Raw genomic sequence first — 14,137 nt, 5'->3', positions numbered from 1 at the left:
TATATTTACAATATATAGCAAAATGTCTAACAAGGGATTAATTATTTCCAATCATTATAATCAAGGCTTTTAGGCTTATTTTTAGGGACTGACGTAGATTAGCAAGTATGCTAGTCTATAAAAATTAAGATAACTCATTATAAATTAAAGAAATCTATACAAAATAAAAGCGCCTTGAGCTTTTTGTATTAGAAGTTACAGCCCGAGCAGCAGCTGATTTATTCGATATACAAGCCTCAGCGATTTTGTTTTACCGAAAAATTCATGAAGTCATTAACTATCATTTAGCCCTTAAAGACGATTAGGTTTTTGATGGTCAAATTGAGATTGATGAAAGCTATTTTGATGGCATCGTAAAGGAAAACAAGGTAGAGATACAGTAGGAAAAGTTTCCGTATCTGGTTTGTTAAAGTGACAAAGAAAAGTATTTGCGGTGGTGGTAGAAAATAGCGAAACAGGACATTATTAATTGTAGAAGATCAAACCCAATATGATGGTCTCCCGTTTAAAAACTCGTGCCTGTCATCTTAATTTAAGCTTAGATTCTTTTCTACTAAAATACGTTTCCCATCAAATAATGTTTCCATCGGTGTTCTTTCACAACACATTTTACCTTGATGGGTACAATAAGGGTTATAATACAACATTTATTCATCTAATAAGTCTGTTTGTAATGTATCTAAATCCGTATAAATTCTCTTTCTAAAGGCAACCTGATAAAACTCCTGCAAAATCGTTTTGTGGAAACGCTCGCAGATGCCATTGATTTGCGGATGTTTGATTATCGTTAATGGCCAAATAAAGCTCATCATCGTGATTTTCCACTTTTCCACCATATTCACTACTGCGGTCAGTTACAATGCGTAACATCGGTAATTCTTTGCCTTCAAAGCAAGGGAGTACCTTGTCATTAAGAATATCTATGGCACTAATTACGGTCTTCATCGTATAAAGTTTTGCAAACGCAACTTTACTATAAGTATCGATAAAGGTTTGCTGGTAAATGTGTCCTACGCCTTTGAGATTACCTACATAGAAGGTATCTTGAAACCCGAGATAACCTGGGTGAGCCGTTTCAATTTCTCTACACGCAGGGACATCTTCTTTTTTTGCGCTCTAGGGCTTATACTTGCGATTCACTTAAGATAATACCTTTTTCGGCAACCAACTTCTCAAGTGCAGTTAATTTTTGTTTGAAATTAGCCAGATTATGTCTTAACCAAATAGAATGCACGCCTCCTGCTGAAACAAAAAACTTGTTTACGTAATTCATTGCTGGCACGAACCTGTCCAAAGGCGGGATTATCTAAGGCGAATTGTACCACTTCTTGTTCAACTTTCTAATCAACACGATTTTTCAGGTTAGGCACGCGTCGATTTTGATTAAGTAAGGCTTCAACTCTACCTTGTTCTGCTTGTTGATAGTGATAAAAGGTTCACAACCCATTCCCATAATTTTATAGGTTTGTGAGATGTTACCTAACTCTTCCGATAAATTAAGTAAACCGGTCTTGTGTTTAATGATAGAGTTGTAAGTAATAAAACATGTGAGTTTCCTTTTTTGTTTAGATTGATTTTGACACTCATATTCTAAATGGGGAAACTCTCACTTTTTATTGTAATTTGTTAGATTAAGTCTGATCTTCTGCAAATTAGGACGCTGAAAAGCGTCCTTTTTTTGCATTTTTAACTTCAAATTATTGTAGAATAACGCCATTAGTTCTCATCTGTTAAAATCTATGGCCGAAACAATCCCACTAAATCCTATCACGTTGCCTTTAAATCAAATTAGCTTAATCGAAGCATCTGCTGGTACGGGGAAAACCTATACTATTGGTTCTTTATATCTCCGACTTTTATTAAAGGCTGGAGAAAATAACTTTTCTCGTCCGTTAAATGTGGAAGAAATTCTGGTGGTAACCTTTACGGAAATGGCGACAGAAGAACTTAAGAAAAAAATTCGTGAGCGTATAACAGATGCGATTCATAAACTCACAGCCTTTGCAGAAACCCAAGATAAATCCGCATTTAAAAATGATGAATTTCTTACCGCACTTTGTCAGGATTTGGATATTTTTGAGGCTATTCATCACTTAAAATTAGCTGAGCAAAATATGGATTTGGCGGCGATTTATACCATTCACGGTTTTTGTCGCCGCATGTTGATGCAATATGCTTTCCATTCTGGCATTCATTTCAATTTAGAATTAATTAAAGATCAATCTGATTTATTAGTTCGTTTTGCTAATGAATTTTGGCGAGAACATTTTTATCCGTTGCCTTTTGAAATGGCTGATTTTATTGCGAATGGACTAGGTTCACCAGATTACGTATTATCCCTATTAGAATCGAATTTAGACAAAAATTTAATTGTTGATTTGGAGAACCAACAGGCATTATCTATTTCTATTACAGAATTTTTACATCAATATCTTGGTGAGTATTTTAAAGATATCAAGGCACTAAAACGCTTTTGGTTAGAAAGTGCGGGTAAAATTTCTGAATTAATTACAGAAGAATTGAATAAAGATTATGCAAAAGGTGAGCCTAAATCCTTAAGCCGTCGAAGCTATAATACATCACGTTTGGCGAAATGGATTGATCAAGTAAACGCCTGGGCAAATGATCCCCGTGATTATGTATTAAATGAAACCTTAATGTCATATTTCACTCAATCAGCTTTAGGTGAAAAAGGTGAGGAGGGCGCATCCCCCTTTATTGCCCAGATTTTTACTGAATTAGAAGAGCGTGCAAGTGCTTTAATGTCTCCAGATTTACTTCGCAGAATCATTCTTTATCATTATCGACAAGGCTTACAACAAAAACTTTTAGACTATAAACTAAATCATCAAGAAAAATCCTTTGATGATTTATTGCGCTTGTTTTGCGAAGCCTTGCAAGGCCCACAAGGGAATGAATTAGCGGAAATGATTCGTTTCCAATATCCTTTTGCGATGATTGATGAATTTCAGGATACGGATTCACAACAATACGCTATTTTTTCAAAAATTTATCGTGATAATCCCGAAAAAAATACTGGTTTTATTATGATTGGTGATCCGAAGCAGGCGATTTATCGTTTCCGTGGCGCAGATATTTTTACTTATCTAAAAGCATCGGATGAAGCCCAATCTCGCTTTGAACTCACTAAAAATTATCGTTCAGAGAAGCATTTGGTTGATGGCGTAAATGCTTTATTCGATTTTCCTCAATCGCCATTTATTTATCAAAATATTAAATTTACTGCGGTTGATTCTCGTGATGATCATCTGCAATTTTATTTAAACGGTAAAGCCGAACCAGCTTATCGTTTTTATCTAACCGAAAGTGACAAAGTGAATAAAACTGAAATGGCAAAAATATGTGCTATTTCTATTCAACATTGGCTGAAAAGTGCGGCAGAAAATCAGGCAGTTTTTCAAAATGAAGATACCTGTAAAACATTGCAAGCGGCAAATATTGCTGTACTTGTAAAAAATCGTTATGAAGCCGCGGATGTTATTCAAGAGCTACAAAAACTTGGTATTGCCTCCGTTTATCTTTCAGATCAAAGTAGTGTTTTTGATAGCCATGTGGCGGTGGAATTACTCAGAATTTTAAAAGCTTGTTTAAATGTTGCTGAACGTCCAATTTTGAATGCGATTGCGACCGCACTTTTCGGTTTAAATGCAGCGTATATTCATCAAATTCAGCAAAATGAGGCAGACTGGCAACGTTGGGCAGATAGCTTTGCTCAATACCAACAAACTTGGCAACGCCAAGGAATATTGGTCATGCTTCACCAAATTTTATTGGAACAAGGCATTTCAGAACGCTTATTAAGCCAAGCAACGGGCGAGCGAGATTTAACGGATTTCCTACATTTGGCAGAAATTTTACAACAAGCTGCCACGCTACACGAAAGTGAAGCGGCATTGCTCAGTTGGTTTGAAAAACAAATTCAAGGCGAAGGTCGGCAAGAGGCTCAAATTCGTTTAGAAAGCGAACGCCAGTTGGTAAAAATCGTGAGTATCCATAAATCCAAAGGCTTAGAATACGATTTAGTTTGGCTACCATTTTTAGCTGTACCAAGCAAAATTCCAACGGCTGGTGACATGAATGTTTATTATTCTAAAGAACGAGATGAAACCTTATGGGATATGGAAAATCGTAATTTAAACGCACTTTATGAAGAAACTTTTGCGGAAGAGTTACGTTTACTTTATGTGGCTTTAACGCGTGCCAAATATCAAATGGCATTCGCTTTGCCTGCGCAATTTGATAAAAAATGGAATGCCTTGCATTATGTACTAAGCCAAGGTGAAATAGGCAAGGAAATAGCCTTATCAGCGCCTAAAGATACAGAAACATTGTTGCAAACCTTCAAAGAAAAAATGCAAGATAATGTGGAAATCTGCACTAAGCCAAATCTAGAGGCTTTTCCGGCTTTATCAATCAATACAAAAAATGATGAGCTTAAAGCCGCAGAATTTACGGGCAATATTGAGCAAGATTGGCGAATAACCAGTTTTACTTCAATTGAACAAGCACATCGCCGCCAGCATTATTTCACTGAAAGTGTGGGTAAAAAACACGCTGTTTTTGATGACGCAAAAGATTATGACAGCCAAAATGCTATTGAAATTTCGACCGCACTTTTAAACGAAAATGAATCAAACATTTTAGATTTGCCAAGAGGTAAACAAGTCGGGACGGCATTGCATCGCCATTTTGAAAATTGCTATTTTTCTGATTTAGCAAATACCGAAGAAATTGACACATTAAGACAATCCCTACAATTAGATGAAACCTTTACAGAACCTCTACAAAATTGGCTACAACAGATTTCACATACACCACTTTCTAATGAAATAGGAATAGCATTAGCTGATTTGGCAAATAAAGATTGCATTAAAGAAATGCCATTTTATCTGGCTATTCGGGAACATTTTGATGTTGCAGCGTTTAATCACGCGTTGAATGCCTATCATCATTTACCAAGCGAGCCACTTCAATTTGAGCAAATTCAAGGCATGGTGCGAGGTTCGATTGACTTAGTTTTCCGCCATAATGGGAAATATTATATTGTCGATTATAAATCTAATTTCTTAGGTTCAAGTCTCGCTGATTACAACGAGAATGCATTGAAAAAAGAAATGTTACACAGTCACTATGATTGGCAATATTTAATTTATACGCTGGCATTACATCGTTATTTACAAAGCGTTGTGCCTGATTATGATTATGCGCGAGATTTCGGTGGGGTATTTTATCTTTTCTTACGTGGAATGAATGGGGAACCACAATCTGGCGTATTTTATGATCGTCCAAGCGTTGAATTAATCACAGAATTAGATGGGGTGTTTTAATGTTATCCGTATTACAAAAACTTAAAGAGCAGGGCATTCTTTCTCAAGGTGATTATTATTTTGCTAAGTTGATAGCTGATAAACAATGCCATACGGATTATGCAGAACCAGTCAAAAATTTAGCTATATTATTAGCCGCACTTTGTAGTTGGCGTTATACGCAGGGAAATACTTGCAGCCAATTAGATCGCTATTTAGAACATAATTTATTTGGCTTGGCTTATCGTACAACGGAAGAAGATTATTTAGCTGAAATTCGTGAAAAAATTGGTTATTTACCTGTGGAAGATTGGCAATGTGCGTTGTACGGGCATATGGCATTTACGCAAGATCCCGTCAATCAAATTGCGCCAATGGCATTTCAATTTGGTGCGTTGTATTTCTATCGCGCTTGGCAAGATGAATATCGCATTGCGCAATATATAAAAAACACCTTAAAAAAACACCGCACTTTAGCCTTTTCTTATGATGAAATTCGTCAAAAATTAGATAAATATTTCCCTGAAAAACAGGAAAAAACAGATTGGCAAAAAGTGGCAGTAGCAACAGCGATTAAAAGCCCATTTTCGATTATTACAGGCGGCCCAGGAACAGGAAAAACCACGACAGTTACGCGTTTATTGCTCGTTCTACAAGAATTATTTGATTGTAAATTACATATCAAATTGGTTGCGCCGACTGGCAAGGCAGCCTCTCGTTTGGAAGACTCGATTAAAAATGCGTTAGGTTTTATGCAAGAAAAAATGAATTTATCCGATTCACTTTTCAATGCGATTCCACAAAAAGCCAGTACTTTGCATAGTTTACTGGGTGTGAATGCCTTTAATGATTACACGCGCTATAACAGTCATAATCCTTTGCAGTTAGATGTATTAGTTGTCGATGAAACATCAATGATTGATTTACCGATGATGGCAAAACTTATCAATGCGTTAAAGCCTGAAACTCGATTAATTTTATTAGGCGATCAGGCGCAATTAGCCTCTGTTGAGGCGGGGGCTGTATTGGGGGAATTGGCACAATTTGTTAATCAACCTTATAGTCATGAACAAGCTGCATATTTGCAAGCGACGACAGGATACGAAGTAAAAGGTACTGATTGTTCAAATCCAATACGTGATTGCTTATGCCATCTAACAGAAAGTCGCCGTTTTGATAAAGATTCAGGTATTGGCAAGTTGGCTGAATTCATTCAAAAAGGTAAAGCAGACGATAGCCTTGGGTTATTTGAGCATTATCCGCAGGAATTGCACTTTAATGCTCTAAATGATGAAAGCGATGCGGTCAATCAAGTGGTGAAAAGTGCGGTGGAAAATTACCGCACTTTCTTAAAAATGTTGGACGATTTACGTAAACAAAAAATTGATCCTAACGCTAAAAATGAACAAGGCATTTCCTATGCCGAGGCTATTCAAGCACAATTTAATTCTGTGAGATTTTTAACCGCACTTCGTAATAACAATTTAGGAGTTGAAAACCTCAATAAAGAAATTGCGTTAGCGTTGCGAGAGGAAAAATTGCTTTGGTTCCGTAATGAACAAGATTGGTATATTGGCAAGCCAATTATGATTACTGAAAACGATCATAACGTTCGCCTTTATAACGGCGATATTGGACTTTGCTTGGCAAATGGCAAAGTATGGTTTGGCAATCGAGAAGTGCTGACAAGCCGAATTCCAGCACATGAGCCCGCTTTTATGATGACGATTCATAAATCTCAAGGTTCCGAATTTGAACACACTGTAATGGTTCTTCCAACAGAAGTGAATCCAGTACTGTCGCGAGAATTAGTTTTCACGGGCGTGACTCGTGCGAAAAAAGAACTCACTGTATTTGCCGATGAAAAAATATGGAAAACAGCAATTCGCCAGACAGTGAGACGCCAGAGCGGATTGGGGAAATTATTGGAAGAGTTGAATTAGTCAAAAAGGCGGAATGAATCCGCCTTTAAATTTATAAGTCCATCACTTATTCATCAACAATATCAGTAAATTCAGCACCTAATACCTTTGCTAAATCTTGTGGCGCAATTTCTACGCTTAGCCCCCGTTTTCCGCCTGAAACATAAATCGTTTGAAACTCAAGTGCGGTTGAATTTATCACCGTTTTCACGCGTTTCTTTTGACCGAGCGGGCTAATTCCCCCCACAAGATAGCCTGTACTTTTTTGCGCCGCATCTTTATCCGCCATTTCGACTTTTTTTACACCGATAGATTTCGCCGCTTTCTTTAAATTTAGCATATTGGCCGTTGCAAGCACAAAACAAGCGAGTTTTTTCTGATCGCCATTTTCCGCAACAAGTAAGGTTTTAAAAGAGCGGTTAGGATCAATGCCTAGTTTTTCTGTGGCTTCATCACCAAAATGTTGATTGTTTGGATCATGCTCATAAGTATGCAAGATAAAAGGAATTTTTTGTTTTTTAAGTAAATCAATTGCAGGTGTCATTATTTCGTTCCTGGTTTTGGTGTAAAATAATGTCGATTATTTTACAGCGGAGAGAAAAATGGACGCAACCTTAAATATTGCGATAGCAGCAGAATTTGAATTAAGTGAAAAAATTGTAGAGCGTTTAGAACAAAGTGCGCTTGAAATTAGCAGCGTTTCTATTGTTGAAATAACACCTTTTGAAGAAGAACAAAATATTCGTTTTCGCAATAAAGGCGTTGAACAACTTTCGCCAAATGAAGTTGAGTGGGCTGATTTTAATTATGTCTTTTTTGCAGGAAAACTTGAGCAAGTTTCCCATATTGCGCAAGCAGCAGAGCAGGGCTGTATTGTCATTGATATGTTAGGCGTTTGCAGTGCGCTTTCGGATGTACCCGTTGTTGTTCCAACGGTAAATGAATCACAATTATTGGAACTGAGACAACGTAACATTGTCAGCTTGCCTGATCCACAAGTAAGCCAACTTGCCTTAACGCTTGCACCGATTTTACAAGAAACGAACCTTAATCAAGTATTTGTCACCTCTTTATTGCCAGCGTCTTATACAGATGCAGAAACTGTGACGAAACTTGCGGGACAAACAGCCCGTTTATTAAATGGTATTCCATTGGATGAAGAAGAAACGCGCTTAGCGTTTGATGTTTATCCACATCAAATACCTAGTTTATCTAATCAATTACAACGAATTTTTCCGCAACTAGAGCGTGCTACATTCCACGCAATCCAAGTGCCTGTATTTTATGGATTAGCGCAAAAAGTTACCGCACTTTCAGACTATGATTTCGACTATCAGCCTCAAAATAGCGAGCTTGTCGCTTTAGAAGAAACCTTAATTACGCCTGTGCTTAATGGAGAACAAGAAAATGGCGAAGAATCAGTAAAACTTCATTTAAGTCAAATAAGTGCGGTAGAAAATGGCGTAGAATTTTGGTCTGTGGCAGATGAACAACGATTTAATCTCGCCTTACTTTCAGTGAAATTGTTGGAAGGAATTTATCAGCAAGGTTATTAATACCCAGGAAATTAAGGAGAAGAGTATGCAAAATATTCTATTTATTATCCATTCATCCCCTTATGGTGACGAACATTTTTTTAGTGCATTACGTTTGGCGTTACAGTTGCAAGAGCAACATAAAAGTGCGGTTAATTTAAAAATATTTTTAATGTCTGATGCGGTAACTGGCGGTTTAGCAAAACAAAATCCAGCAGAAGGGTATCATTTACAACAAATGTTGGAAATTTTAACGGCACAAGGAGCGACAATTAAACTTTGTAAAACCTGCACAAATGCTCGTGGTATCACTGAATTACCGTTGGCGGAGGGCGTGGAAATCGGCACGTTAGCAGAGCTGGCAGACTGGACAATGGAAGCCGATAAAGTATTAAATTTTTAATTTTTCCGATAAAGAAACCCGCCATAAGTGCGGGTTCTTTTTTGCTTATTTTGTTGCGGCTTTCATTGCTTGAACAAATTCAGCTAGTTCAGTTAAGCATTGCTCGTGATTATCTAAATTCCGCTCAATGATTTTCACCGTTGCAGAACCTGAAATCGCACCCGCTGCCCCCAAACTTAATGCTTCTTTTACTTGCTCTGGTTGAGCAATGCCGAAGCCTTGTAAAATTGGCGGGGCATTATGTGCTTTAAGCTGTTCTACAAGGGTATCTAAATTCGCTGCATGGGCTTGATTTTCAGCACTGGTTACGCCTGCGCGTGAGACTAAATAGGTATATCCTTCGCTATTTTGTGCTACACCTTGGATCGTTTTCTCGTCCGCATTTGGCGGGCAAATAAATACTGGTTGAATGCCATGTTTTTTAGCTGCTTGTACATAATCTTCCTTTGCGAGTAACGGAATATCTGCTACAAGTACAGCATCAACACCGACTTCTGCACAACGTTGATAAAAATAGTCTAGGCCTTTGGCAAAAATTAAATTGGCACAAAGTAATAAGCTAATCGGAATCTCTGGATATTTTGACCGCACTTTTTCTAATAACTTAAAGCTATCTTCAGTACTATGGCCCGCAGTTAAAGCTCGATTATTCGCAGCTTGAATAACGGGGCCATCAAGTAGCGGATCGGAAAAAGGAAAACCAAGCTCTAAAGCATCTGCACCGTTATCCACAAGCGTACAAATAATGTCAAAAGAGCGGTCAAAAGCAGGGTCACATAAGGTGACGAAAGGAACAAATGCCCCTTCATTTTTTGCTTTAAGTGCAGCAAATTGAGTTTCAAAACGGCTCATTAGTTTGCTCCTCCATTTAAAATTTTATCAACGGTAAAAATATCTTTATCGCCTCGTCCTGAAAGATTAACTACTAAAAGTTGTTCTTTTTCAGGATTTTGTTTAATCAATTTCAAGGCATAAGCCAAGGCGTGTGAGCTTTCTAATGCAGGAATAATACCCTCATGTTTAGCTAACTCTTGGAAAGCATTCAATGCTTCATCATCAGTAATACTTGGATATTCTGCTCGTCCAATACTTTGTAAATAAGCATGTTGAGGCCCAACAGAAGGGAAGTCTAATCCGGCTGAAACAGAGTAGGATTCCTCAACTTGACCATCTTCCGTTTGCATTAAAGGAGATTTCATCCCGAAATAAATGCCAACCTTTGCATGACCTAATGGTGCGCCATGTTCACCGCTTTCAATGCCTTTCCCCGCAGGTTCAACACCAATTAAACGCACATTGGGTTCATCAATAAAATCAGTAAACATACCAATTGCATTTGAGCCGCCACCGACAGCAGCAATCACTGCATCAGGTAAACGACCTTCTCGTTCGAGAATTTGACGTTTCGTCTCAATCCCAATCATTTTTTGAAATTCTCTTACAATCGTTGGGAAGGGGTGAGGGCCAGCAGCGGTTCCTAGTAAATAATGGGTGTTTTCATAATTTGCTGACCAATCACGCATAGCTTCACAACAAGCGTCTTTTAAAGAGCAAGAGCCTTTTTGTACAGGAATCACTTCCGCACCCATTAAACGCATACGAAATACATTCGGCGATTGACGCTCAACATCTTTTGCGCCCATATAAATACGGCATGGCATATCTAACATGGCACAAGCAAGGGCAGTTGCGACACCATGCTGACCCGCACCAGTTTCGGCAATAATACGTGTTTTACCCATACGTTTAGCCAATAAAATTTGCCCTAATACTTGGTTAGTTTTATGGGCGCCACCATGTAATAAATCTTCACGTTTAAGATAGATTTTTGCTTTAGTGCCTTTTGTTAGGTTGCGACAAAGGGTAAGTGCGGTCGGTCTTCCCGCATAATTTTTGAGTAAATCTTGAAATTCACGTTGGAATTCAGGATCGTCTTTCGCTTCTACAAAGGCTTTCTCAAGCTGTTTAAGCACTGGCACAAGTATTTCAGGTACATACATACCACCAAACTCGCCAAAATAGGGATTTAAAAGAGTCTCTGACATTGTGTTTCCTTATTATTTTAATTTGAATTTCTTGCCACATTTAGTGGTGCAAAAGTTTGTGCAGTTGGCATCACTTCAATGCGATTAATATTAACGTGTTCTGGTTGCTGATTGAGCCATAAAACCATATTCGCAATATCTTGTGGCGTAACGTATTGCACATTTTCATAGAGTTTTTCTGCTCGTTCATCATCACCTTTAAAACGCACATTAGAAAATTCTGTTCCACCACAAAGCCCAGGTTCTACGCTAGTAACACGGATATTTTTCCCCGCCAAATCTGCACGTAAATTTAAGCTGAACTGTGTCACAAAAGCCTTTGTACCACCATATACGTTACCGCCAGGGTAAGGGTAGGTGCCTGCAATTGAACTTAAATTAATAATATGGCCCGTATTTCGTTCTACCATTTGAGGCAAAACGAATCGAGTAATATTCACCAATCCTTTAATATTGGTATCAATCATTTGTTCCCAATCATCAAGATTCGCTTTATCGGCAGATTCTAAGCCAAGAGCCAATCCTGCGTTATTAACGAGTAAATCAATATTTTTCCATTGCGTAGGTAAAGATTTGATTGCTTCTTGAGTTGCTAGTCGATCAGATATATCGAAAACAAGAGGCAGAAATTTTTCACCCAATTCAGCTTTAAGTGAAGTTAAACGCTCGGTACGACGACCAGTACCAATTACAAAATATCCAGCTTGAATAAGCGTTCTACAGATTGCAGTACCAAATCCTGCAGTAGCACCAGTAATAAGGGCAATTTTAGACATCATTCTCTCCTTTTTATTTACGATATTTTTATACTACTACACTAGTACAAAAAAATATAGGAGTTTATGAAGAAATTTGAAGAAAAAGAAAGGAAAATAAAAGCAAAAAGTGCGGTGAAATTCCACCGCACTTTCAAAATTAATGATGATGGTGTTCTGGTTTTGTTGGTAGTTTAGCTAATCCTTTACCAACTGGTAAAATTAATGTGCTATAGCTTGCAGATTGCTGACAAATTTGTTGATCTGCAAATGGTGTTTTATGAATAACTTTGATTTTCCAAATACCATCAATTAATGGAATGATATTCACACGTCCTTGACTATCTGTTTTACCTGAAAAACCTTGTGGTTCACGATGGCTTGTACTTGCTTCAAGATCTTTCACGACAATAGTATCTGCTGTTGCAATTACAGTTTCGCCTGCTAATGGCTGATCTTGGTAGAAAATTTGAACAGGGAACGGTTCGCCTGATTTTACTTTGCTTGGATCACGCAGAGGAACAATTTCAAGTGGTAAACCAACTCTTGTCATTGCCATTTCTGCATTTAATGGTTTTTTACCAACTGTAACAAGACTTTTACCAAACATTTGAGTTTGTTCACAATAAGTTGGATTTTCTAATCCTTTCAAATTATCCATCTTCCAACCTTCAGCATTTTGTGACCAAAAAGTTGGTTTATAAGTCGCTGTCACCCAATAAGAACCATCAAACAATGCTTTCTCTGATTGATATTGATAGTTTTCACCTTTTTGAACTAAGGTTTGTTTTTCACCATCTTGATGAATAATTTCCATTGGAGCAAAAATTTTTAAACGCGCTTCAGGAATTTTTTCTACGTAAGGGTAATCCCCATAAGCTAATTCTGCTTTTAATACAGAACCAGATGCCAATTTTGCAGGTGCTTGAACCCAAACTTCATGAGCTTGCGCTGCACCCGCTAAAACCAATAAACTTGCAATTAATGTTTTTTTTCATACCTTTCCTTAATAAAAAATATAGGTGAGCATTTATAAAATGAGCGCGAATATTAAATGAAAATAACTATCATTTAAATAATCATTTAGAGAAAATTTGAAATTTGTGATCTAGATCACAAAAAAATCTATATAAAGCATATAAAAAAATTCCCTAAATACTTAGTATTTAGGGAATGTCTAAATGTAGATGGCTGTTATTAATCGTCTTTTTTAGATGGCTTAATGCCTAATAAATTACAACTTAATTTACTAATCACATGCTCCGCAGTATTACCTAATAATGCAGCAGACAAACCTGTACGGCCAACTGTACCTAAAATTACTAACTCTGCTTCAATTTCTTTTGCGACTTCAGGAATCACTTCTTCAGGGAAACCTTCACGAACATGAGTATGGTCTTCACTAATACCAAATTTCTGACGTAATGCTTTCATATTAATGAGATGTTGGCCTCGAATACCATTTTCATAACCTGAAGTATTAAATTCTGGTAAATCAATCGCCATATTGATTGGTGCTGAAGGGTAGGCAGCAACTAAGTGAACATTACCACGATTTAGATTTTCCGCGAGTGACATACCTGTTTCCACTAATTCTTGATTAAATTCATCTTGATAGTCTTGCTCACCAGAAACATTTACAGCCACAAGAATACGGCGTTGATGTTTCCAATCGCCATCGCGAACCATCAAAACAGGAACGGGGCATTTACGAAGAAGCTGCCAATCCACCGGTGTAAAAATAAGTGAAGTAAAACTTTCTTCATCTTTAGTATATTTCACCACAAGATCATAATTGTTGCCTTCGACTTCTTCTTTAATCGCCTCAGCTTCGTTGCTATTCCAAACAATGTGAGATTGCAATTCAATTTCCGGATCTGCATATTTATCTAAGTAATATTGAACCGCATGGCGGTGTTTTTCGATTACTTGTTGATGCATTTCTGAACGTTCTTCAGAAGAAAGTAAAGCCGACATTTCATAAGATAAGTCATATACAGATAAAAGTGCGGTGATTTTTACCTTAGTTTCATTTTTTTGTTCTTTCACCAAGCGCACGGCACGTGCAAGGGCATATTGTTTTTCATTTTCAGGATTGAGAACAACCAGGATATTTTTAAATTTCATAACAACCTCCAAAATTCACCATA

The 14,137-nt window shown here is 37.4% G+C and carries 10 protein-coding genes and 2 pseudogenes; 5 read left to right on the top strand and 7 right to left on the bottom strand.

Features of this window, described 5'->3' with window-relative positions; all coding sequences use genetic code 11:
- Positions 1 to 123: 123 nt before the first annotated feature.
- Positions 124 to 412: pseudogene (locus DV417_RS07620) on the top strand (IS1595 family transposase); the annotation flags it as partial.
- A gap of 115 nt (positions 413 to 527) precedes the next feature.
- Here DV417_RS07620 and DV417_RS07615 read toward each other — a convergent pair.
- Positions 528 to 1,540 (bottom strand): annotated as a pseudogene (locus tag DV417_RS07615) (helix-turn-helix domain-containing protein).
- A gap of 199 nt (positions 1,541 to 1,739) precedes the next feature.
- Here DV417_RS07615 and recB point away from each other — a divergent pair.
- Together recB and recD are read left to right on the top strand one after the other, a co-directional pair.
- Complete coding sequence (gene recB, locus DV417_RS07610; RefSeq protein ID WP_118879274.1) at positions 1,740 to 5,348, top strand: exodeoxyribonuclease V subunit beta; 3,609 nt, start codon at positions 1,740 to 1,742, stop codon at positions 5,346 to 5,348.
- Positions 5,348 to 7,270 (top strand): exodeoxyribonuclease V subunit alpha, encoded by a 1,923-nt coding sequence (gene recD / locus DV417_RS07605; RefSeq protein WP_118879273.1) that lies wholly within the window; start codon positions 5,348 to 5,350, stop codon positions 7,268 to 7,270. The genes recB and recD overlap by 1 nt, the downstream gene beginning before the upstream one ends.
- A gap of 46 nt (positions 7,271 to 7,316) precedes the next feature.
- On the opposite strand, the gene ybaK is transcribed toward recD, so the two are convergent.
- On the bottom strand, positions 7,317 to 7,793 hold the full coding sequence (gene ybaK / locus DV417_RS07600) for a Cys-tRNA(Pro) deacylase (protein ID WP_118879272.1): 477 nt from the start codon (positions 7,791 to 7,793) through the stop codon (positions 7,317 to 7,319).
- Between the two features lie 58 nt (positions 7,794 to 7,851).
- On the opposite strand from ybaK, the gene DV417_RS07595 reads away from it, so the two are divergent.
- On the top strand, positions 7,852 to 8,805 hold the full coding sequence (locus DV417_RS07595) for an oxidoreductase (protein WP_118879271.1): 954 nt from the start codon (positions 7,852 to 7,854) through the stop codon (positions 8,803 to 8,805).
- 25 nt (positions 8,806 to 8,830) lie between these two features.
- The gene (locus DV417_RS07590) at positions 8,831 to 9,187 is read left to right on the top strand and encodes a DsrE/DsrF/TusD sulfur relay family protein (protein WP_005631701.1); all 357 of its coding nucleotides are present in this window, start codon (positions 8,831 to 8,833) and stop codon (positions 9,185 to 9,187) included.
- Between the two features lie 45 nt (positions 9,188 to 9,232).
- Here the strand turns inward: DV417_RS07590 and trpA are convergent, their stop codons facing one another.
- From trpA to uspE, 5 genes are all read right to left on the bottom strand, one after another.
- Positions 9,233 to 10,039, bottom strand: a complete 807-nt coding sequence (trpA, locus tag DV417_RS07585; protein WP_118879270.1) for a tryptophan synthase subunit alpha — start codon at positions 10,037 to 10,039, stop codon at positions 9,233 to 9,235.
- Positions 10,039 to 11,232 (bottom strand): tryptophan synthase subunit beta, encoded by a 1,194-nt coding sequence (trpB, locus tag DV417_RS07580; protein WP_065246193.1) that lies wholly within the window; start codon positions 11,230 to 11,232, stop codon positions 10,039 to 10,041. Before trpB ends, trpA begins: the two co-directional genes overlap by 1 nt.
- Before the next feature lie 17 nt (positions 11,233 to 11,249).
- Complete coding sequence (locus DV417_RS07575; RefSeq protein ID WP_081278287.1) at positions 11,250 to 12,008, bottom strand: SDR family oxidoreductase; 759 nt, start codon at positions 12,006 to 12,008, stop codon at positions 11,250 to 11,252.
- 139 nt (positions 12,009 to 12,147) lie between these two features.
- Entirely contained in the window at positions 12,148 to 12,957 is an 810-nt protein-coding gene (locus DV417_RS07570; RefSeq protein ID WP_192878570.1) for a DUF4198 domain-containing protein, read from the bottom strand.
- Positions 12,958 to 13,184: 227 nt separating this feature from the next.
- Entirely contained in the window at positions 13,185 to 14,114 is a 930-nt protein-coding gene (gene uspE, locus DV417_RS07565; protein WP_005634635.1) for a universal stress protein UspE, read from the bottom strand.
- Between the last annotated feature and the right edge of the window lie 23 nt (positions 14,115 to 14,137).

It is taken from the genome of Haemophilus haemolyticus (assembly GCF_003490935.1).
GTDB lineage: Bacteria > Pseudomonadota > Gammaproteobacteria > Enterobacterales > Pasteurellaceae > Haemophilus > Haemophilus haemolyticus_M.
Note: the sequence above shows the minus strand (reverse complement) of the source record. Positions and strands in the feature narration are given on the sequence as shown.